The sequence below is a fragment of the Dyadobacter fermentans DSM 18053 genome, from assembly GCF_000023125.1.
In the GTDB taxonomy this organism is placed as follows: Bacteria; Bacteroidota; Bacteroidia; order Cytophagales; family Spirosomataceae; genus Dyadobacter; species Dyadobacter fermentans.
This window is the reverse complement of record NC_013037.1, coordinates 1,311,509-1,331,910: the sequence shown is the minus strand read 5'-3', so window position 1 is coordinate 1,331,910 and position 20,402 is coordinate 1,311,509. Positions and strand designations below refer to the sequence as shown.

Annotated in this window: 14 protein-coding genes; 6 read left to right on the top strand and 8 right to left on the bottom strand. The window is 53.1% G+C overall.

All coding sequences use genetic code 11. The features are described from left to right. The first annotated feature begins 1 nt into the window (after window position 1). Together DFER_RS05505 and DFER_RS05500 are read left to right on the top strand one after the other, a co-directional pair. On the top strand, window positions 2-904 hold the full coding sequence (locus tag DFER_RS05505; RefSeq protein ID WP_015810619.1) for a helix-turn-helix domain-containing protein: 903 nt from the start codon (window positions 2-4) through the stop codon (window positions 902-904). An 88-nt stretch (window positions 905-992) separates the two neighbouring features. Beyond that, the gene (locus DFER_RS05500; RefSeq protein WP_015810618.1) at window positions 993-1,838 is read left to right on the top strand and encodes an oxidoreductase; all 846 of its coding nucleotides are present in this window, start codon (window positions 993-995) and stop codon (window positions 1,836-1,838) included. A 39-nt stretch (window positions 1,839-1,877) separates the two neighbouring features. Here DFER_RS05500 and DFER_RS05495 read toward each other — a convergent pair whose 3' ends face one another. Together DFER_RS05495 and DFER_RS05490 are read right to left on the bottom strand one after the other, a co-directional pair. Further along, window positions 1,878-2,510 (bottom strand): hypothetical protein, encoded by a 633-nt coding sequence (locus tag DFER_RS05495; RefSeq protein WP_015810617.1) that lies wholly within the window; start codon window positions 2,508-2,510, stop codon window positions 1,878-1,880. A 198-nt stretch (window positions 2,511-2,708) separates the two neighbouring features. Further along, window positions 2,709-3,095 carry a DUF5618 family protein gene (locus DFER_RS05490; protein WP_015810616.1) on the bottom strand — a complete coding sequence of 129 codons (387 nt, stop codon included), beginning with the start codon at window positions 3,093-3,095 and terminating at the stop codon, window positions 2,709-2,711. A 246-nt stretch (window positions 3,096-3,341) separates the two neighbouring features. Here DFER_RS05490 and DFER_RS05485 point away from each other — a divergent pair, with 246 nt between their 5' ends. From DFER_RS05485 to DFER_RS05470, 4 genes are read left to right on the top strand one after another with little or no spacing between them, the layout of a single operon-like run. Then, on the top strand, window positions 3,342-4,703 hold the full coding sequence (locus DFER_RS05485) for a sensor histidine kinase (protein ID WP_015810615.1): 1,362 nt from the start codon (window positions 3,342-3,344) through the stop codon (window positions 4,701-4,703). A gap of 18 nt (window positions 4,704-4,721) precedes the next feature. Next, entirely contained in the window at window positions 4,722-5,093 is a 372-nt protein-coding gene (locus DFER_RS05480) for a response regulator (RefSeq protein WP_015810614.1), read from the top strand. Next, window positions 5,090-6,136 carry an adenylate/guanylate cyclase domain-containing protein gene (locus tag DFER_RS05475; RefSeq protein WP_015810613.1) on the top strand — a complete coding sequence of 349 codons (1,047 nt, stop codon included), beginning with the start codon at window positions 5,090-5,092 and terminating at the stop codon, window positions 6,134-6,136. Before DFER_RS05480 ends, DFER_RS05475 begins: the two co-directional genes overlap by 4 nt. Window positions 6,137-6,138: 2 nt before the next feature. Then, window positions 6,139-6,726 carry an HD domain-containing protein gene (locus DFER_RS05470; RefSeq protein WP_015810612.1) on the top strand — a complete coding sequence of 196 codons (588 nt, stop codon included), beginning with the start codon at window positions 6,139-6,141 and terminating at the stop codon, window positions 6,724-6,726. Here the strand turns inward: DFER_RS05470 and DFER_RS29080 are convergent. From DFER_RS29080 to DFER_RS05440, 6 genes are all read right to left on the bottom strand, one after another. Then, a complete protein-coding gene (locus DFER_RS29080; RefSeq protein ID WP_015810611.1) occupies window positions 6,721-9,948 on the bottom strand; it encodes a cyclic nucleotide-binding domain-containing protein in 3,228 nt (1,075 codons plus the stop codon). The genes DFER_RS05470 and DFER_RS29080 overlap by 6 nt on opposite strands. Window positions 9,949-10,157: 209 nt before the next feature. Next, on the bottom strand, window positions 10,158-12,425 hold the full coding sequence (locus DFER_RS05460; protein ID WP_041734762.1) for a cation:proton antiporter domain-containing protein: 2,268 nt from the start codon (window positions 12,423-12,425) through the stop codon (window positions 10,158-10,160). 84 nt (window positions 12,426-12,509) lie between these two features. Beyond that, window positions 12,510-13,994 carry a mandelate racemase/muconate lactonizing enzyme family protein gene (locus DFER_RS05455; protein ID WP_015810609.1) on the bottom strand — a complete coding sequence of 495 codons (1,485 nt, stop codon included), beginning with the start codon at window positions 13,992-13,994 and terminating at the stop codon, window positions 12,510-12,512. Between the two features lie 97 nt (window positions 13,995-14,091). Continuing rightward, a complete protein-coding gene (locus DFER_RS05450; protein ID WP_015810608.1) occupies window positions 14,092-15,024 on the bottom strand; it encodes an RraA family protein in 933 nt (310 codons plus the stop codon). A 30-nt stretch (window positions 15,025-15,054) separates the two neighbouring features. Further along, window positions 15,055-16,587, bottom strand: coding sequence for a SusD/RagB family nutrient-binding outer membrane lipoprotein (locus DFER_RS05445; RefSeq protein WP_041734761.1), 1,533 nt, complete (start codon window positions 16,585-16,587; stop codon window positions 15,055-15,057). A gap of 133 nt (window positions 16,588-16,720) precedes the next feature. Beyond that, window positions 16,721-20,014, bottom strand: a complete 3,294-nt coding sequence (locus tag DFER_RS05440) for a SusC/RagA family TonB-linked outer membrane protein (protein WP_143828673.1) — start codon at window positions 20,012-20,014, stop codon at window positions 16,721-16,723. Window positions 20,015-20,402: the final 388 nt, after the last annotated feature.

Below are 20,402 nucleotides of genomic sequence, written 5' to 3'. Positions count from 1 at the left end.
CATGGAAAAGCCGGAATCACTCGAAGAGTTTTATCAGTACAAATTCAATTGGCTGCCCGACAACCTGCAACAGGATATCGGGCATTTCAATGTGTTTTCGATGGGGGAGAATTATGTGACCAATCCCGTCACCGCGCGGTATAGCCGGCGGGATTTTTACAAAATTGTGCTCATCCGCGGGAAGAATGTATACCACTATGCCGATAAGAGCATCGAGCTCGACGGGACATCGCTGATGTTCTTCAACCCGCTGGTGCCCTACACGTGGGAAGCGGCCTGTGACACAGTTACGGGCTATTTCTGTATTTTCAAAGAAGGTTTTTTCTCGGAAAAGCTGCGCGGCAATGTGGCCGACCTCCCGATGTTCGCGATCGGCGGAAAGCCTTCCTACCTGCTCACCGACGCCCAGGATGCGCACGTAAGCCAGATTTTCGAGAAAATGCTGGAAGAAATTAGCTCGGATTATCCTTTTAAATATGACCTGCTGCGCAACTACGTGACCGAACTCGTTCATTATGCGCTCAAAATGCAGCCGAGCGAGGCGCTATATCAGCATCCTAATGCCAATTCGCGCATTACCTCCGTTTTTACGGAGCTGCTGGAACGGCAGTTTCCCATCGAATCGCCTTCGCAGCGGTTTGCATTGCGCTCTGCCAACGATTTTGCGCAGCAACTGTCGGTCCACGTGAACCACCTCAACAGGGCCATTCGCGAAACGACGGGCAAAACCACCACGACGCACATCGCCGAGCGCCTTACTTCGGAAGCAAAAGCATTGCTGCGGCATACCAACTGGAACATTTCGGAGATCAGTTATTGCCTGGGGTTCGAGGAGCCGGCGCATTTCAACAATTTTTTCAAAAAGCAGACGAGCCAAACACCCTCCGCATTCCGGATTGTTTGAATTTCGCAATTATCTGTTTGAACCGCGCAAGTCCGGCCCCGCAAGTCCATTTTACCTTTGTGATGTTCAATCAAATCCACAAAGAACGATGGAAAACAGAAAAGTTTGGTTTGTTACCGGCGCCTCCAAAGGACTGGGACTGGCCCTCGTACAAAAATTACTCGCAGGTGGCTTCTCAGTAGCCGCCACATCACGCAACGTAGCCGACCTTAGAGATGCCGTAGGGCATACTGGGCCTGAGTTTTTGCCCCTGGGCGTGTCGCTTACCGACGAGGCAAGCGTAAGGCAGGCGATCGCCGATACCGTGGCCGCATTTGGCCGTATAGATGTGATCGTCAACAATGCAGGCTACGGCCTTGCGGGAAGTATCGAAGAGCTTTCCGATGCCGAATCGCGCGGGAATTTCGACGTGAATGTGTTCGGAACGCTCAATGTGATCCGTGCTGCGATGCCTTACCTGCGTGCGCAGCAGTCGGGCCACATTATGAATGTGTCGTCGATCGGCGGGCTTAATGGCGCTTTCCCGGGTTTCGGGATTTATTGCGCTACCAAATTCGCGGTTTCGGGACTTTCAGAATCCCTTGCGACCGAGGTGGCAGAATTCGGCATTAAAGTCACGGTTGTTGAGCCTGGCTATTTCCGCACCGATTTCCTTACCGCCGGATCATTCGCAACTCCCAAAAATCAGATTGCGGATTATCAAAAGGTGCGGGAATCGCAGGATGCACACCAGCAGCAGATCAACGGTGCTCAGCCCGGTGATCCCGTGAAAGCGGCCGAGGCCATCATCCGCGTTGCTTCGGAGCAAAATCCGCCGGTGCATTTGCTGCTGGGCGAAGATGCTTTCGGGTTGGCACAAGCGAAGATCAATGCACTTTCGACGGAGCTGGAAAATTGGAAGTCAGTTTCGTTGTCTACCAACTTTGACGCCTAGCGGCCTGCGAGCATCCCTGTCCCGACGCTTTTCGTGCGATCATTTCATCTTTTCGTACGAAAACGCGTCGCCTTTCAGCAGCGGATGTTCACCTCTGAGGCCGTCCTGGTCGATTTTGAGGACTATATGCTCAACGAAAATCTCCATGATCCACGGCTCAATGCGGAATTCAAAATAATTATCATCGGACTGCAGCGGAAATGAAGTATAACGTTCCGGTGCGAGTGTGAAGAAGAGGTCGATGCCGGTGGTCTTGGTTTTGGGTGTCCTAAAAACGCCTTCGTGGCTGATCTTGCCATATTTTTCGCCGTCGGCAGTCTTCACGACGGTTTCAAAAAAGGGGAGTACCTGCTCATTGCTATCCACGATTCTGACGGTGACAAAGTCGTCGGATACCGTTTTGCTGGTAACCAGCGCGAAATCGCGTTCAGGTCTGGGGCGGCTGTTAAGGACAATGTTGCCATCCTTAAACGTCCATTTCCCGTTCCCCTGGCGATCCATAGCACCGTAGGAAAAGTAGATTTCGAAAGTACTGTCGGGTTTGAGCAGGATTGCGGAGGCGGTTTCCATGACGCCCTGCAAATGGTATTCGCCCGGAATGGAATCGGTGGTTTGGGCGTAGGCCATACGGCACGAAAGGAGCAGTAGAGAAAGGAGGTAGCGCTTTTGCATCAGGAACGATCGTTAAAAGTGTATAGTCGGCTAAGCCAGCTTCCGCGATGGGCATAGTACTTAGGAAATTTAGCTAAAATCGACCGTTTTACGCTCCGACAAATTATTTTAAGGTCAAAATAATGAGCCTATTAAAAACAATCCGTGCCCTGCCAATCATTTTGGCAGGGCACGGATTATCTGCCGGCAAGCGCTCAATTAGCAAGTAACAGTCCGCTGCTCGACCCACAGGATGATTTCATCTGCGCGCGTTAGTCCCAGTTTGGCGATATCCGAATCGGTATTGCCATCGTAGCTCATCGCCACATGCAGCAGATCGTAGGCGCTGATGAAGTTTTTCAGGGCAGTTTTGTCCATGCCCGACAGCTGCTCCTTATACCATCCTACGTCCTTTCTGCCCTTGGTCTTGTCTCCGAAACATGCGTCCAGGGCAAGAAGCACGCCTGCATATGCGGTGTGGCCCGCCATTTTGACGTACTTAGGGTCGCGATAAAACCGGTTTTCCTTGTTTCCTTTCTCTTTCAAAATAGTCCGCGCATTGTCCAGATAGCGCTTTGCTTCCGAAATCGGGTTTTTGTCTGTCATAGTGATGTGTTTAGGTTTTGGTTAAAACAAAAATACATCTTTCGGAAATCTGTTGCATCGCGGCGCTGGCGGGATCTGGGATTGTGAGCGCGAGCCTGTTGGTGGAATTAATGCGGGTCAATGCATACATTCTGTCGGAACAGCCAGGTTCCGTGATTGCGGTAGTGGAATTAATTTCCGGGAGAAAATAACTATTTTGCCGGATAGAGATACTTTTTTCAGCAAAACGAACGCCGGATAATATACATGCATTTTATCGTAGCCTTCTTTCTCGTCCAATTCGCCCAGCAGGCGATGCAGCATACCGATCAGCGGCCCAAATGGGAGAACTTCTTCAAATATGCACGCTACTACGTGTTTATCCTGCTGGGGGTGTATTACGTGGCCAGGCAACCGGAAATGTTCACTTGGGTATGGAATCTTTCGTTGATCGGACTGCTGGCGATATTTTACAAGGAGGAAGATTTCAGGTCGATCCGCACATTGGTGCAGTCGATCGTGCCGTTTGTGGGCGTGTCGATGCTCAGTGATTTCTTCAAGCTCGTGTTGCCCAAGTTTCATGACGAGTACGACGATTTTTTCGGCATGGCCATTCTCTTCGCCTGGCTTTTCTGCTTTGTGATATGGATTTATGCCAAAAAGCAGCAGAAAGTGCTGGCACAGGAACGCCGCGACAGGATTCGTGACGAAGAAATCGCCCGGGAGCAGCGGCAATCATTGGAATACCTCGTAGCCGAGCGTACCCACGAACTGACGCAGCAGAAAGAAGAATTGCAAAAGGCCATCGAAGAACTGAAAGCCACTCAAAACCAGCTGATCCAGAGTGAAAAAATGGCTTCGCTCGGCGAGCTTACCGCCGGCATCGCGCACGAAATCCAGAATCCTTTGAACTTTGTTAATAATTTCTCCGAAGTGTCCGTGGAGCTTTGCCAGGAGTTGGAGGAGGAGATTGAAAAAACGGGCATTGCAGACGACGATAAGGACTATATCAAGGGCATTATCGCCGATTTGAGCCAAAATCAGCAGAAAATCACGCACCACGGCAAACGCGCCGATTCGATCGTGAAAGGAATGCTGCAACATTCGCGGGTGTCGTCGGGCGAGAAGGAGCCGGTGGAGGTGAATGCGCTCGCGGACGAGTACATGCGCCTCGCTTACCACGGCCTGCGCGCGAAGGACAAGGAGTTCAATGCCGCGCTCGTGACCGATTTTGACCCGACGATCGGAACGGTAAATGTGCTCCCGCAGGATCTGGGCCGCGTTTTTCTCAACCTTTTTACCAATGCTTTCTACGCGGTTTCCGAGAAAAAACGGCGGCTTAGCGAGGCCGGCCAGCTGGGAGATTACAAGCCGGAGGTAAGAATTAGTACCAAAAAATTTGATAATAAGCTCTATATCAGGGTGTCGGATAACGGAACGGGCATGCCGGAGCATGTGAAAGCGAAGATTTTTCAGCCGTTTTTCACCACCAAGCCGACGGGCCAGGGCACCGGTCTGGGCCTCTCGATGAGCTACGACATCATCACCAACGGCCACGGCGGCGTGCTCGAAGTGGACACGGTGGAAGGGGAAAAGACCGAATTCCGCATCACAATTCCCGCTGCCTGATTTTAACCCTACCCGAATATGAAAATACTGGTTGTAGATGACGAGGAAGACGTCAAGTCGCTTTTTGAACAAAAATTCCGCCGGGAGATCCGCGGCGGGCAGTTCGAATTTTCCTTCGCTTTTTCCGGCGAGGAAGCATTGGAATACATGCAAAATCACCCTTCCGAAGTGGTGATGATCCTTTCGGACATTAATATGCCCGGCATGAGCGGGATCGAGCTGCTCAAACGCATCCGCACCGACCACCCCTCGGCGCCCCCGCAAGTGATGATGATCACCGCTTACGGCGATGCCGCCAACCACGACCAGGCCATGCAGCTCGGCGCGGACGATTTCCTGACCAAACCGGTCAATTTTAACGAACTGAAAGAGAAACTGCTCCTGTTATGAAAGCCAAAATTCTCGTAGTGGACGACGAGGCCGACCTGCAACTGCTCATTAAGCAGAAGTTCAGGCGGCAAATCCGCGAGCAGCAATACGAATTTGTGTTTGCTGAGAACGGCCTGCAAGCGCTGGAAGTGCTGGCGGAGCATCCCGATGTGGATATGGTTTTGAGCGACATTAATATGCCCGAAATGGATGGGCTGACGCTCCTTGTGCGGCTCGGCGAAATGAGCCCGCTGCTGAAATCCGTTATCGTATCGGCATATGGCGATATGGACAATATCCGCACCGCCATGAACCGGGGCGCCTTCGATTTTCTGACCAAACCCATTGATTTCCGCGATTTGGAGGTCACGATGGAGAAAACGCTCCAATACGTGGCGCAGCTGAAAGACACATTGAAGGCGGTGCGGGAAAACGATATTCTGCGCATGTATGTGGATGCTTCGGTGCTGCAATTTATGACGCAGGAAACGTTCGAAAAGTCGCTGATGACGAGCGAAACCATTGAAGGAACGGTCGTTTTTATGGATATGTGCGGTTTTACGGCCATTTCGGAGAAGGAACAGCCGGACCGTGTGGTGAAGCTGATCAACAAGTATTTCGATGTGATGGTGAAGGAAATCATCGCGCAGGGCGGGCACGTGGATAAGTTTATGGGCGACGCCGTCATGGCGGTTTTCCGCGGCGAATACCACCTCGACCGCGCGGTGGAATGTTCGCTGGCCGTTCGCAACCATATCAATGGATTTAAAGAAGAACTTTCGGATAATTCGGGCTACCATCCCAAGGTTTCGATCGGCATTAATTCCGGAGAAATGGTGTCGGGGAATATTGGTTCGGCGGCGCTGAAACGGCTGGATTACACGGTGATCGGCGATGTGGTGAATGTGGCGCAGCGACTGCAATCCATTGCCAAACCGGGGCAGGTAGTGGTGCCGGATTCTGCCTACGAAAAGCTGAAAGAGGCATTTAAATGCACCCAGGTAGGCGAAGTGAACCTCAAAAACAAATCCAACCCGGTGCTGATCTACGAAGTGATCGAATAGCCATGCGAATCGAAAAGGCTGAACAATATGTGCTCGGGCAGCTCGAAAGCCGGCTGGACCGCACGCTTTTTTACCACGGCATCCATCACACGCTCGATGTCGTAGCGGCATCGGCGGAAATCGCGGCGTTGGAAGGGATAACCGACAGTGAATCGCTCGCATTGCTGCGTACGGCTGCATTGTACCACGATAGCGGCTTTCTGACCGCCTACCAGGGCCACGAGGAGGCCGGATGCGCGCTTGCACGCGAGGTGCTGGCGGATTTTGGCTACAATGCCAGGCAAATTGAAACCATCTGCGGGATGATTATGGCTACAAAAATCCCGCAAAGCCCCCAAAACACGCTGGAAAAGATCATTTGCGACGCCGACCTGGATTACCTCGGGCGTGCCGATTTTGAAGCCATTGCCGCCACTTTATTTGAGGAATTGAAAGTGCGGGATATGGTGGAGGACATTCCTGCGTGGGACGCGGTGCAGGTGAAGTTCCTGGAAGCGCATTCCTACTGGACGGCTTCGCAGCAAAAGCGCCGGGATGCCGCTAAGCAGCGACATCTCCAACACCTCAAAAACAGCCCCAGGGCCTTATAGCTGGCGCATTTTCTCATTCTGCACGCGGATGCGCTGGCACAGAATGCGGAGCACATTGCGCAGGATTTCGTCGCGTTCTTCCATCAGTTCAAAGAAATCTTCCTGGTCGATGCGGAACACAAGCGAGTCGGTTTCGGCGACGGTCGTGGCGGAACGCGGCTCGGTATCGAGCAATGAGAGCTCCCCGAAAATCTCGCCCTTGTCGAATAATGCAAGCTGTTTCGGGCCGTCGTAAATGCCTACCTGGCCGGTGTAAATGATGTACATCGAGTCGCCGAGGTCGCCTTTTGCAAATATTTCCTGCCCGTCGGTGTACGTAATTTCCTTCATAATCGGGGCGATGGAGCTGAGCACGTTCTCGGGCGTCTGTGCGAAAAGCTGGGTGTTTTTAAGGACAATCACCCTTTCCATTTCGGAAATCTGCTGGGTAGGTTCGGCGTGTTTCATAGGGATTCGAAGCGTAAATTTAAGATCGGGCCGCTGGGCCAGGGCTGCATATTTTTGAGATACTGCCTCACGAACCAGGCGGGACGAGTGGTTCGCCAGTTTCTCGAGATGCACGAGGTCGGCCTCGGCCGCGTCGCATCTGCCCACGGCGAGCGCGATGGTCCACGTCGTGAATGCCCGTTCTTCCTGGGAAAGGATCATCGTGATCAGCGAGAGCCCCGGTTCCACATTGCCCATGTACTGGCGCAGCGCGTCGCGCTTTTTCTGAATGGAGATGTTTTCAAACAATGCATGCAGCGACGGGTACAGCATCCGCGGCAAAAGGCTTTCGATCAGTTCGAGGGAATTGGCCCGTTTCTCCTTGCTCGCCTGCCGGATTCCCTTCCACGCGCTCTGCACAGCTTCCTTGTCATACTGCATCATGAACAGGTAAAACAGCCGTTGCGCCGTCAGTTGCAGCTCATATTCCAATGCATTGTTCCAGCTGATATCGGTTTCGCTGGCGTCCATTCCGTTGAGCAACTGGCCTGCATGGATAAGCTCTTTTTCCACAAACTCGGGAATAAGCGTTTGATAGTCAGTTATTAATGTGTATTGACTCAGCACCTTTAGCGCCGCAATATGGGTGTAACTATCAATATTTTCTGTATTAATTGATAGTTTATTATGGTAGATATTTTTAATAAGGTTAAAAAGTATTTGCAATACAAATTCATGTTTGCCCTTTTCAGCACTTTTAATGAATGTTCGGATGCGCTCGCCGGTGGAATCTTCCTGTAACCAACCCTCGATAATGCGGATGCCGAGGTCGCCTGAATGGATGAGCGCCTGGATCGTCGAGGGGGTTAATGTGCCGGTGAGGACCAGGCGCAGGTCGCGCAGCAGGGCAGGGGAACCCACCGTGGCGGCTACTTCGATGGCGTAGTTGCGTACACGCTGCGAGCCGTTTTGAATGCAGCTTTTGAGCAGATTTTCGTAGGAATTGACACCCGTTACTTTCAGGCAGTCGAGCGCGGCGAGCTGGTGGCTTTCCTGCTCGGAGCCGAAAAGGCGTTGCAAAGTACCGTGGATCAGCGGCAATGCTTTCCCGGCTTCCCAGCAGCCGATGATCGTGCCTTTCACAATGTCGAGGTCGCTGTGGGCCAGGAAATGGGCCGTTTGCTCGTCGTTCAGGCGTCCGTTCGCACAGGCCAGGCGCACGGCGAGTACCTGGCAGGCCGCGTCGGGTTCTTCCTCGATGTACTGGATGAATGCATCCGAAAGCTCGGGCTTTTCGAGGGTCGAGAGCGTCTGCAACGTCTTTAACCTTACCTGCACGAACGGGCTTTCCAGCAGCTCGTCGGCGTGCTTACGGAAGAGCGAAACTTTGTTCCGCGCGAGCCAGTCGATCGCATTCAGCACTTCTTCCTTGCGGTCGCTTTGGAGGTTTTCGGTGATGATCGGCAATGCTTCGGCAGGGGATGCCATTTCGCCGCTGCGGATGAATCGCTTGCTGATCGCCGATTTGAGCTCCTGCATATAATGGCGGTAGGTTTTGCGGAATACAACCAATGCGCCGAGCGCAAAAAGCAGGGATAGGTCGAATGTGAGGCTAATGTCGCTCCATTGCTGCGTGTAAATGACCCAGAGCATCGCGCCGGCAATGAGCATACCCAGCGGCTCAAAAAGTCCTTTCGCCAGCGTGTGGCCCTTTAAACGCGTTTTGGTGGAAAGCGGTTGGAACAACACTAGGAAAACCGGGTCGAAAATGGTCCTTCTCACGAGCTCGAAAAGCAAATAGGCAATGCAGTAATAGGCCAGCAGCGAAGGCTCGTCTTTCCGGAAATACGACGATACCAGCAAGCCGAGCGAGATCGCGATCGTCGTGAGCGGCAGCAGGTATAAGGTAAGTTTAATGCCGAACCGCTCCACAGTTTTGCTCGAAAACAGCATTTTAACAAACGTCGAAATCACATAGGTGAGCGTGAGCAGCGAACCCACGAATACGATCACATCGTGCTGACTATGGAATTTGTATTTGACATTCACAAAGAAATGGTACTCGATCCACGTCGCCGTCGCGGCAATGGCCACCATTCCAATGCAAAGCGACGTGAGCAGCTTATTGCCGCCGAAATATTTCTGAATAATGCGCGAATCCGATTCCGTTGTCCGCGTGCGGGCGTGGTGCGGGTTGGGAATGTCGGTATGGCGGAAGGTGAGGATTTGTGTGTAGAATGCCAATGCAAAGAAGACCAGCGAGATAGCCAGCAAAATAGTCAGCACCGACGGCGAATGGATCAGCACCGTGAGCACAGCACCCAGCGCTTTGGCAGGCATATCGCCCGAGCCGATCACGCTGAACAGCCTTTTGCTTTGGCGTACATCAAAAACCAATGCAGATAACCCCCAGAATTCCAGGTTGATGAGCAGGTAGATGACGCGGTAACCCACCATCACGGCAATGGCCGTAGCCACGCCGTGGCCCACCAGCAGCAGGCCCATGACCACCACTACCATGAACAACGCCGAAAGCATCGTCCCGAGGCTCAGCTTTTTCAATAAAAGGTGATGTTCGAAATGCTCGTAAATCTTGCCCGAAACCATCACGGCCAGCGCGGCGGCGATGTAGGCAAGCGGGAGCGAGTATTCAGGGTGGTTTTCGAGGAGCAGTACATTGGCGGAGACGTACACCAGCGTGGTACCGACATTCGTGAAGAAGTTATGAAAGAAAAAAAGGATCGTTTGCGGGTTAATGGACTTCGTGAAGCGGTTTTGGCTTAGAAATGGGATCATAGAGTTGGAATGCTAGCGTCGCTACTGTAAAATAAACACTTATTATTCCTTTTAAAAACCCATGGGGGTCGATGATGCGTCAAATAGCATTAAAGTGGCACTTAGTTGTCTGCCTGAGCGAAGTCGAAGGCCAAATGCGCTTTGCAGATGATGTTTCGACTCCGCTCAACATGACAGCGAAGGTGCGTTTGGCCGTAAGTTACGGACCCTCAGCCGCGTATGATCAGCACGGAAGGAGAGTTGGAAAGCCACACGCTGTGCGATTCCACCGCTTTGATCCAGCTTTCAAGGGAGATCACCATCAGGTCCTGGCTTTGTAAAAAGTCCTTTTCGAGCACGTTTTCATAAAGCAGCGTCACATTTTCGGGCGATTTTGTTTGCAATGCATGCAATGCTTCGCCGGTTTCGACGTGCTGGCTTACCGTTTGCGACGGGTCCATGATCGTCATCTGCAACCCGCTCACGTCGGTGAGCCGCTCGGCGAACGGCAGCAGCCGGCGATCCTCCGGTGTGAAAAGCGGCATGAAAACGTGCCTTACCTGTTCCAGGTTCTTCTCGATCAGAATGCCCACGGGCACTTTTACCGACCGGATAATGTGCGTCGTGCGCTCATCGAACACATCGGCGTGGAAGAGCTTTTCCTTGCCGGTAATGGTATCGAAAAGCCGCTCGCGGCTGACGAATTTGGAGGTAAAACCTAATATTTTACCCAAAAATGTACCCTCAAATACCGACCTGCCGATACCGATCATGAGCATATCGAACTCGCCTTCGTTTGCGGTTTCGATGATGTCGTGTTCAATGCTTTGGGAGGGCTTGAAAAGCGACGTGAAACGGGTGTTGAGCGCATGCGCCTCTTCGTTGATCGGCCGGAAGGTTTCGTACTGGTATTCTTCGGTATTGACCTGGTTGAGGTAGCTGCTCGGCGACAAATGCAGTGCGGTAATGCTCTGTTCATCGGGCTGCCTGGGGGCGAGCTTTTCGGCCAGGCGCAGCATTTTGCGGCCGCCCTGCGGGCTTGCGAAGGCGATGAGGATGGAAAAGCGCGACGGCTCGTGTACCGGATGCAGATCTTCCTTCGGGGCGGGCAGGAATTTGTCGATCAGGTCGAGCGCGGGGCCTGTCATACAGGTAGTTGCGAGTGCCATGATCACCATCATGGTGAAGATTTCGGGTGAAAGTACGCCGATGTCGTAGCCGATATTGAGCACCACCAGCTCCACCAGGCCGCGGGTGTTCATGAGCGATCCGATGATGAGACTGTCGCGCCAGGATTGTTTCACAAACAATGCCGCAATGGCGCTCCCGAAGAACTTGCCTACCACCGCCGCCGCAATGATCAGCCCGGTGACGTACCACAAATGCGGGTCGTTGAGCAGGCCGATCTGGGTCCTTAAACCGGTGAACACGAAGAATAGGGGCAATAGCAGTACCAGTGAAACGTCCTCCACTTTTTCGATAAAAATATTCCGGAAACGCTGGTTGGCCGGCATGATCACGCCCGCCATAAACGCCCCGAACAGTGCGTGAATGCCGATTATCTCGGTGAGGTAGGACGATACGAGCAGGACGACGAAAAACAGCGCCACAACCGGTTTCGTGAGGCCCTCACGGTAGGCATAATGGTCGCCGATGCGTTTCAGCATGGGTTTCACCACCTGCAACATCAATAATACATAAGCCGCGGAGAGGATGATCGTGTAGATAGCGCTCACAAATTCGCCCGCTTTCACGATCGCGATCACCGCTGCGAGGATACACCAGGCGGTAACGTCGTCGGTGGCGGCGCAGGTGATCACCATCATGCCCAGGCGCGTGCGGGAGAGCCCGCGCTCCTGCACAATGCGTGCAAGAACGGGAAATGCCGTGATACTCAATGCGATACCGGTGAAAAGAGCAAACGAAAGGAAGTTGATGCCTTCCGGGGCAAAATCGGTGTACATGTATAATGCGAGGCCTACGCCCAGCGCAAACGGGAGGATAATGCTGGCGTGGCTGATCACGATCGCTTCCTGCGCTTTCGTTTTCAGTACTTTCAAATCCAGCTCCATGCCGATGATGAACATGAACAGAATAAGCCCTACCTGACTGAGAAACTGTAAGTTACTGAGCGAGATTTGCGGAAATATGAATGCCGAGAGCTCCGGGTAGAACATGCCGAGCACCGACGGCCCGAGAAAAATCCCTGCTGCGATTTCGCCGATAACGGTAGGCTGGCCGATAAGCTTGCAGATCCAGCCGAAGATGCGGGCCACGATGATGATGGTAACGATTTGGGCGAGGAGCGTGGCGAGCGGGTGGGTGAGGTTGTGCCCGAAGGTGTCAGTAAATTGCTCCCAGGAAGAAGTGTTTGGTGCTTTTTGAGTGATTTGGCCGGCTTTTTCGAGGAATGTGCCCTGTCGGATAAAGAAGTAAAGCAGGGCCGCGAAAATACCGATGGTAATGCAGTAAAAGAGTACGTTGCGAATGTTCTTCATCAGTACAATTGAGAGTGAAGCGCGCAAAATACTGAAATAAGCGGAAAGATGGTAGGACATTACGCCCTACCATCTTCCGGTTACTTAGCTCCACAGGCGGTCGTGCGAGCGTTTATCGTTCCAGTCGGGCGTCGGCGCGAAGAACGATTTGTCTTTCGGATGCAGGTGCTTTTTCACCTCCTCCTCGTTCAGCTCGATGCCCAGGCCCGGCGCTTCCAGCGGCACCACGGCATAGCCCTTGTCGATGAGCTTGCGGCCGTCGGTGGTTTTCACCAGGCTTTCCCACCACGGCACGTCCACCGAATGGTGTTCCAATGCGAGGAAGTTCTGCGTGGCTGCTGCGCAATGCACATTGGCCATGAAGCTCACCGGCGTGCCCGCGAAGTGCATCGCCATCGCAATGCCGTGGTCCTCGGCGTAGTCGCCAATGCGTTTCGTTTCCAGCAAGCCGCCCGACGATGCCAGGTCAGGGTGCACAATGTCCACCGCGCGCTGCTCGATCAATGCCTTGAAACCCTCTTTGAGGTAAATGTCCTCGCCGGTGAGGGTAGGTGTTTCCAATGCGTCCGAAATGGTTTTCCATTGGTCGGTATATTCCCAGGGCACCATGTCCTCGAACCACGCCAGGCGATATTTGTCGAGCGCTTTTCCGAGGCGGATACCGTTGTTGAGGTCAAAGTGGCCGTAGTGGTCGGAAGAAAGCGGAATTTCGTAGCCGATCACGCTGCGCACGTCTTCTACAACTTTCGCCATTTCATCGAGGCCTTTCGGCGTGATCTGGATTGCGGTGAAAGGGTGTTTGGTGTTGGCATAGGAATGGTAATCGCCCGCCCATTGCGAGAAGCCGCCGCCCCAGAACTTGTTGTTCACGACACCGCCTTCGCTATTACGCAGCATACCGATCGAAATATCCATTTTGAGCCAGGTATAGCCCTGATCCTGCGTACGGAATTTGATTTTTTGCTTAAACTCATTGATGTCGTTCGACTCCGGCGTATCCGCGTACAAACGCACTTTATCGCGGTAGCGACCGCCGAGCAGCTGCCAGCAGGGCACGCCGTAGGCTTTGCCGCAAAGGTCCCAAAGCGCCATTTCTACCCCGCAAACGCCCCCAGCCTGGCGACCGTGGTAGCCAAACTGCTTGATCGATTTGAACAGCTGCTCCACATTGCATGGATTTTGTCCCAGCAAATGGCTTTTCAAAAACAATGCATACCGCTCGTCGGCACCGTCGCGCACCTCGCCCAGGCCGTAAATGCCCTGGTTGGTGTCGATGCGGATAATGGGCGTACGACCTACATTCTGGACGATGCAATACCGCAAATCGGTGATTTTCAATTCCGAAGGCTTCGAAGCACGGCTCACCTTGGACGTTGCCTGCGCAATGGTATCCTCGGTTGACATCGACATAAAACCGCCTAACGCAATACCGCCCACGGCCGTTTTGCGCAGGAAGTTCCGGCGGCTGTCTTTGGTGGATGGGTTCGCGATTTCCGCTGCTGCCGCCGCTTTTTCGGCTGTTTCTACTTGTTTGTTTGAATCGATGATTTGTTTTAAGATGTTTTTCATAGTTCTTAGTTTTACTTCGGCTTTCGGCTGTCGTACTTCGGCTTTTCTTTCTGTTGCAGACAAAAGCCGATAGCCGACTGCCGACAGCCGACGGCCATCAATAATTTCTTTCCTTCAAATAATCATCCAACTCCTTCTTCGTCATCGGCAGTTTGCCGGGGTAGTTGTTGACCCAGTTCAAAAAGTCCTTCTGGATTGCTTCGGACCATTTGGTGTCCACTTCGCCGGGCGTGTATTTGCCTTCGCGGAGGCGCAGATGGCCGAATTCGTCGCGCAGGGCGGTTACTTCCGACGTGAGCACCAGTTCTTCCACCAGATGTGCCGGAATGAAGATCGTACCGTACTTTTTGGCCAGCACGATATCGCCCGGGAGCACCACCGCCCGGCCAATGCGGATCGGCGTGTTGATGTTCGTGAGCATCATTTGCTGGATGTACGACGGGTCCTGGCCTTTCATCCAGGCATTGAAGCCCTTGATCTCGCTCAGGCCTTCCACATCGCGCACGGAGCCGTAAAAGATCACCCCTCGCTTGGATTTGGCGTAAATGGAGTTGCCCAGGTTGTCGCCGATGAGCGTGCCGTCCGCGATTTTGCCGTAGCCGTCGGCCACGTACACATCGCCTTCTTTGAGCACGTCGATGGGCCAGGAGTTGGTGCCGCCGGTTTGCACGCGGCCTTCTTTCTTACCGGTCTCCTTCACGAGATCCTGCAAATCGGGGCGGGAGGGCATGTATTGCGCCGTTACCACGCGGCCGGTCATGGTGCTGTCGTTGTGGATGAGCTGCCATTCGCCTTCGTACTGGTTGTGGTAGCCTTTGTTGCGCAGCACGCCCCATGCCTCTTCCATCGAAATGTTTTTCAGGCGGGCCAGGATCGCGTCGGACACCTTCGGACGGCCGTCGGGCATCCGTTCGCCTTTCCAGGCCGAGGTGTAGGCTTTGATCTGGTCAGGAGTGGGGGAGATCGCCTGTGCGTGGGAAGCGACGCTTCCCAGCACAAACGCTCCCGCAAGCAAGGTTTGTTTAAGCATAAAAGAACAATTAAGGGTTGGTAATAGTTATTATTTGTCCCAGAAAACGGGTGTTCCCAGCTCGTCGGGGCCCATGCGTGCGATGGCCGCGAGGTAGTTGGCCTCGTTCACGGAGCGTTCGCGGACGGGGTACACCAATCTTCTGATGAAGTCTTTCACCGACGGGTCTTTGCCGGGATAGGTATTTACGGGCAGTGTTGGAAAGCCGCTTCTGCGGAAGTTTGCCCAGGCCTCGGAGCCGTTCAGGAAGGATGAAACCCAGTACTGCTCGTTGATCTGCTGCAATGCTTTGGCAGGCACAAACGGGTTGGCCGTCAGAAACGCGTCCTGGCTGGCGGCCGGAATGGTTGCAAGCACGTCGTAGGTCGCCATCTGGTTCATGTGTGCACGCACGCCGGCTTCGTACAATTCCTTCACGTTACCCGTTGCCCAGCCGCGTTGTACGGCTTCCGCGAGCAGCAGGCTGGTTTGCGAATAGGTGATGAAAAACTCCGGCGCGTCGATTTTACCCAGCGTGCGGCGGTTGATCTGCGAATATTTGAATGCAGAACCGATTTTACCCGGGAAGCCCGGCGCATTGGCGATCGTCGACTCGTTGTAGCCGTACGGCATGCCTTCCTGGTCGGCCGGGGTCGTATTTTCCGCGCCGGCAGTCGCGATAGGGTTGCCGGGTGTTTCATACTTCACCGCGATCACGCGCAAACGCGGGTCGGCAGTCGTTTTCAGGAAATCCACGAATGCTTTGCCGAGGTACACATTACCGCGCTCGGTGCCCTGGAAATAGTTGGCCAGCGGATGGTTGAACGTGCTGTTAAAGGCGATCAGGGCATTGTCGGCATTGGAGCTTTGCAGGCCGCCGTTCGCGGGGTCCACCGCGATGGCTACATATTGCTTCGCTTTGGCCTCGTCGATTTTGGAATAACGCATGGCAGCGCGGAGCAGCAGCGAGTTGCCCAGCTTTTTCCATTGCGCAATATTCCCTTTGAAAAACAAATCACCCGCTTCTATCGACTTGGAGGCGTCCAGCGCCTTGGTGCCTTCCTGCAATTCTTTCAGGATGTCGTCGTAAATGAGCTTCTGGTCGTCGTATTTAGGCAGGTTAATGCCTTCCAGAAACGCCTTTCCTGCTTCGAAATACGGCACATCGCCATAGGTATCTACCAAAACCATAAATACATAGGCTTTCCAGATGCGCGACATGTTGTACAGGTTACTGCGCGCCGGATTGTCTTTGGTCTGGGAAATAACCGTGGTCAGCAGGTTCACAGGACCGTTTTGCAGGTACAGCGAGTTGAAATTCGCATTCGAATTGGGGTCAGAAACCGCATTGTGGTTCCCGCCTTCGAGTACACCGGTGTAAGGCGTGTTGATCTGCTGCACGATCTGCAACTGGTAGTTCTGCGTCGCAATGGCCGAAGTGAATTCGGCATTCGAAAACAGGTAGATCGGATCGACGCTCGTCGCGAGCACCGGGTTTTTGTTTACTTCCTCGAAGCCGCTGTCGCAGGCGTTGGCGCCCATGAGCATGGTAAGAGCGGCGGCGTATATGAATATTCGTTTCATGTTCAAATTTTCAATGATTGAATGATTGAATGAGTGAATGAGTGAATGAGTGAATGAGTGAATGAGTGAATGAGTGAATGGGGTCGCCGGAGCGATGAGTGATTGTTTCCTCCAATCCTCCTTTCCTCCTTCGTCATAATTTCACGTTCAAATTGATACCGTAACTTCTCGTTGTTGGGAGCGTGTGCGTTTCGATGCCTTGGAGGTTGTCGGAGGCGGATACGGCTGCTTCGGGGTCGAGGTTGTCGAGGTATTTCTTGATCATCAGCACGTTGTTGCACATCAGGGATACGCTCAGGCCTTTGATGAAGGTGTTGTCACGTACAAAACGCGAGAGGTCGTAGCTTACCGACAGGTTTCTCCATCTTACGAATGCACCGTTGTACACAAATGGCGCTGCAAGGTTGGTGCTGCGGTATTGGGTGTAAAACTGCTGTGCTTCTACGCGGGTCGTGTTTGGTGTTCCTTCCGCCGTAACGCCGTCCAGCAGCACACCGCCTTCGCGGCCTACGAGCGATGGTTTGGAAATACCCTCGCGCAGGAAGTTCAGGTTCGAGTTCGAGAGGATTTTGTTGCCCGCCTTAAAGTCGATTTGCGTGCCGATGCGGATGCCTTTTACATTGATCGTGTTCACCCACGCGCCCACCCAGGTAGGGATTGCGCTGCCGAATGTGGTGAGATTACCCTGCTGGAACAACCCGCCCGAAGTGACAATGCGGCCTTGTGCGTCTCTTCTGTAATCAAATCCGCGGAGGGAGGCCAGCGGCTTGCCCACTTCATGTGAAACGATACCGAAAAACTCACCCTGGCCCACGTCGAAGCGATCCTGGCGCTCAGCCAGCTCGATTACCTTGCTCTTGTTGTAGCTTCCGTTGAAGCTCGTTTCCCAGGTGAAATTATCGTTGCGCACTGGCACGATGGTCAGCAAGAATTCGATACCCTGGTTACGCAGCTTGCCCACGTTCACTTTAGTCTGGCTGAAACCCGAGGTGTTTGAAATATCGACATTCAGGATTTCGTCGACGGTGTTTTTGCGGTAAACCGAAAGGTCGAGGTTCAGGCGGCTGTCGAAAGTCTTCAATTCCAGACCCAATTCCGTTTCCTTCACTTTCAATGGCCGCAGGTTTGCATTAGGAGCCACGGTAGAAGGCAGGTTACCCAATGCAGTTCCGTTGAACGGGTTGGCATTGATTCCATAATAGAGGTTGTTCGAATAAGGATCGGTATCACCACCCACTTCCGCATAGGCAGCGCGCAGCTTGCCGTAAGTAAGCCATTCAGGCGTATTGTTGAATGCCTGGCTGAACACGAAGCTACCGCTTACGGATGGATACAAGTAGCTGTTAGACTGCGGGTTCAATGTCGAGAACCAGTCGTTGCGGCCGGTTACATTCAGGAAGAGGAAGTTTTTCCAGGAAAACTCCGCCGATCCGTAAATGGAATTGACCTTTTTCTTGCCATAGCTGTAATTCGGGTTCTTGATCTGGCCGTTGGCGATCGTGTAGAGGTCGCGCACGTAGAAATTGGTGACGGCGGTGGACACGTTGTCGTTCACCTGCAACATCTGGTTGCCGCCCAATGTAAGGTCAATGCCGAAATCGCCGAACGACTTATTCGCGCCGATGAGAATGTCGATGTTACGCTCGCGGAACGTGGCCACATCCTGGTAGTAGTAACCATTGAAACCCGTCGCGACGGCGCCGATCGAGCGCGTTCCTGTCGGGCGGTTGTAGTTGTACGGACGCGTGTAGTAATCCTGCCCGATGCGGCCTTGCACGAACAGCCAGTCGGTAAAATCGTAGCGCACGGAAGTGTTACCGAAAATCCGGTCGCGGCGCACGTTTTCGAAGCGGTCGTAAGCTACCCAGTAGGGGTTATTCCGGTTGGTGAAACGCGCCAGGGGCATTTCGTTGCCGTTGGCATCCTTGCGGTTTTTGAGCCAGTCGGTATCAATGCTCGTCGCCAGGGTGTAAATGGTCGTGTTCGCATTCATATCCTGGATACCGATTTGCGGCGGGTTCTTGTTGTACTCGTTGGAATAGTTCGCGTTCAGCTGCGCAGACAGCTTTTTCGTAAACTTATAGTTCAGGCCAAGGTTAAAAATCCTTTTGTGGTAAGCCGAGTTGGGCATGATCGCATTGGCGTCGGTATTGGCAAATGAGAGGCGGAAATTGCCTTTTTCATTGCCGCCTGATAATGCAACTGAATTGGTAAAACTCGTTCCGGTGCGGTAAAACTTCTTGATACGGTCCTTGTGGGCAACGTAAGGCTGCGTGCTGCCGTCGAACTGCGGCGTAGGCTGGCCGTCCAGCCGCTCGCCAAATGCGAAAACTCCGGAGCTTTGCGCTTCGGCCACGCTGGTAGGGCGTTTTCCAAATTCCCCCTGACCGTACTCGTATTGAAAATCCGTATAATCCAATGCTTCCTGTGCCTGGAAATTCGAGTTCAGCTCCACGCCGATGCCGGTGGTTTTGCTGCCGCTTTTGGTGGTAATGATAATCGCACCATCCTTCGCCCGGAAGCCATACAATGCGGCCGCCGCAGCGCCTTTCAGCACGGTCATCGACTCGATATCGTCCTGGTTAATGCTTTGCAAGCCATCGCCCGCATCGGATGAGCCGCCGGTGGGGTTACCCGTGCCATTTCCCTGCGAACCACCTGCCGAAACGCTGCTGTTGTTGATCGGAATGCCGTTTACAATGATCAAAGGGGAGTTATTACCACCAAAAGACGACTGGCCGCGGATACGGATTTTGGTAGAACCACCCGGACCGCTCGCCGGCGGTGTCACATTCAAACCTGCCACTTTTCCCTGCAAGCTGTTACCGAGGTTGGTAGTCCGGTTGGTCGTCAGTTCTTCGGTATTCACGGTGGCGGTTGAGTAGCCGAGTTTTTTGGCATCGCGCTTGATACCCAGCGCGGTAACTACCACCATTTCCAGGTTGCGCACGTCGGGCGTCATCGAAATGTCGTAGTTCGTCTGATTTCCGAGCGGTATTTCCTGTGGCGTGTAGCCTACGTACGAGAACACCAGTGTGCCGCCCGCATCGGGAACGCTCAGCTGGAACGCTCCTTCGGAGTCGGTAGCCGTGCCTGCTTTGGTATCTTTCACAACAATGCTCACGCCGGGTAGGGGAATGCCTTTTTCGTCGGTCACTTTTCCGGTGATATTGCGGTCGATGCTGCTTTGGTTCCGGATCGTTTCGGGTAGTGCGCTGCCAGGTTCGCCGGGGTTTTTGATGAGCACAACCTGCCTGCCGTCAATCTTATACGTAATGTTGGCCGGTTTAAAAAGATCGTCGAGAATATCGCCCAGCGGCTTGTCCACCGCATTGAGCGACACCTTGCGCTGCGTTTTGATCAGCGACGAACTGTATGTGAAACGGAGCTGTGTGAGCTTGTTCAGTTTGGTCAGTACCGTCTTCATTTCCAGGTTGCTAACCTGGATTGTGATCTTCTGATTCAGAATATCCTGTGCCCCAACGGTGCCTGCTGCGGATACAGTGGCAAAGATTAAGGCAATTAATAATTGGTAAAGTGATATTCTCATAGCCCTGTAAAGTAGCCGGGATAGATGTCGGTGTTTTTTCATACTTTTGAAAGTTTTGTTCAGAATTGAAATGAAGGGACAAAATGCTCCTGTACCGCCTCAGATTCCAGTCTTGGCGGGGGGAGTCGCAGGGCCGGTGATGGCGCAATCATCACTGGCTCTTTATCATTCAAAGTGTAAGCAGAGTTACGGGTATGTCATAGGCAAATTTGGGATTGATGGTAGCTGATTTTAGTCCTGAAAAGGGTTTAGATTTTTTGTAAAA

What these genes read in the sequence shown, in the direction of transcription:
- DFER_RS05505 (WP_015810619.1), top strand. Translation starts at nt 2, where the DNA reads ATGGAAAAGCCGGAATCACTCGAAGAGTTTTATCAGTACAAATTCAAT.
- DFER_RS05500 (WP_015810618.1), top strand. Translation starts at nt 993, where the DNA reads ATGGAAAACAGAAAAGTTTGGTTTGTTACCGGCGCCTCCAAAGGACTG.
- DFER_RS05495 (WP_015810617.1), bottom strand. Translation starts at nt 2,510, where the DNA reads ATGCAAAAGCGCTACCTCCTTTCTCTACTGCTCCTTTCGTGCCGTATG.
- DFER_RS05490 (WP_015810616.1), bottom strand. Translation starts at nt 3,095, where the DNA reads ATGACAGACAAAAACCCGATTTCGGAAGCAAAGCGCTATCTGGACAAT.
- DFER_RS05485 (WP_015810615.1), top strand. Translation starts at nt 3,342, where the DNA reads ATGCATTTTATCGTAGCCTTCTTTCTCGTCCAATTCGCCCAGCAGGCG.
- DFER_RS05480 (WP_015810614.1), top strand. Translation starts at nt 4,722, where the DNA reads ATGAAAATACTGGTTGTAGATGACGAGGAAGACGTCAAGTCGCTTTTT.
- DFER_RS05475 (WP_015810613.1), top strand. Translation starts at nt 5,090, where the DNA reads ATGAAAGCCAAAATTCTCGTAGTGGACGACGAGGCCGACCTGCAACTG.
- DFER_RS05470 (WP_015810612.1), top strand. Translation starts at nt 6,139, where the DNA reads ATGCGAATCGAAAAGGCTGAACAATATGTGCTCGGGCAGCTCGAAAGC.
- DFER_RS29080 (WP_015810611.1), bottom strand. Translation starts at nt 9,948, where the DNA reads ATGATCCCATTTCTAAGCCAAAACCGCTTCACGAAGTCCATTAACCCG.
- DFER_RS05460 (WP_041734762.1), bottom strand. Translation starts at nt 12,425, where the DNA reads ATGAAGAACATTCGCAACGTACTCTTTTACTGCATTACCATCGGTATT.
- DFER_RS05455 (WP_015810609.1), bottom strand. Translation starts at nt 13,994, where the DNA reads ATGAAAAACATCTTAAAACAAATCATCGATTCAAACAAACAAGTAGAA.
- DFER_RS05450 (WP_015810608.1), bottom strand. Translation starts at nt 15,024, where the DNA reads ATGCTTAAACAAACCTTGCTTGCGGGAGCGTTTGTGCTGGGAAGCGTC.
- DFER_RS05445 (WP_041734761.1), bottom strand. Translation starts at nt 16,587, where the DNA reads ATGAAACGAATATTCATATACGCCGCCGCTCTTACCATGCTCATGGGC.
- DFER_RS05440 (WP_143828673.1), bottom strand. Translation starts at nt 20,014, where the DNA reads ATGAAGACGGTACTGACCAAACTGAACAAGCTCACACAGCTCCGTTTC.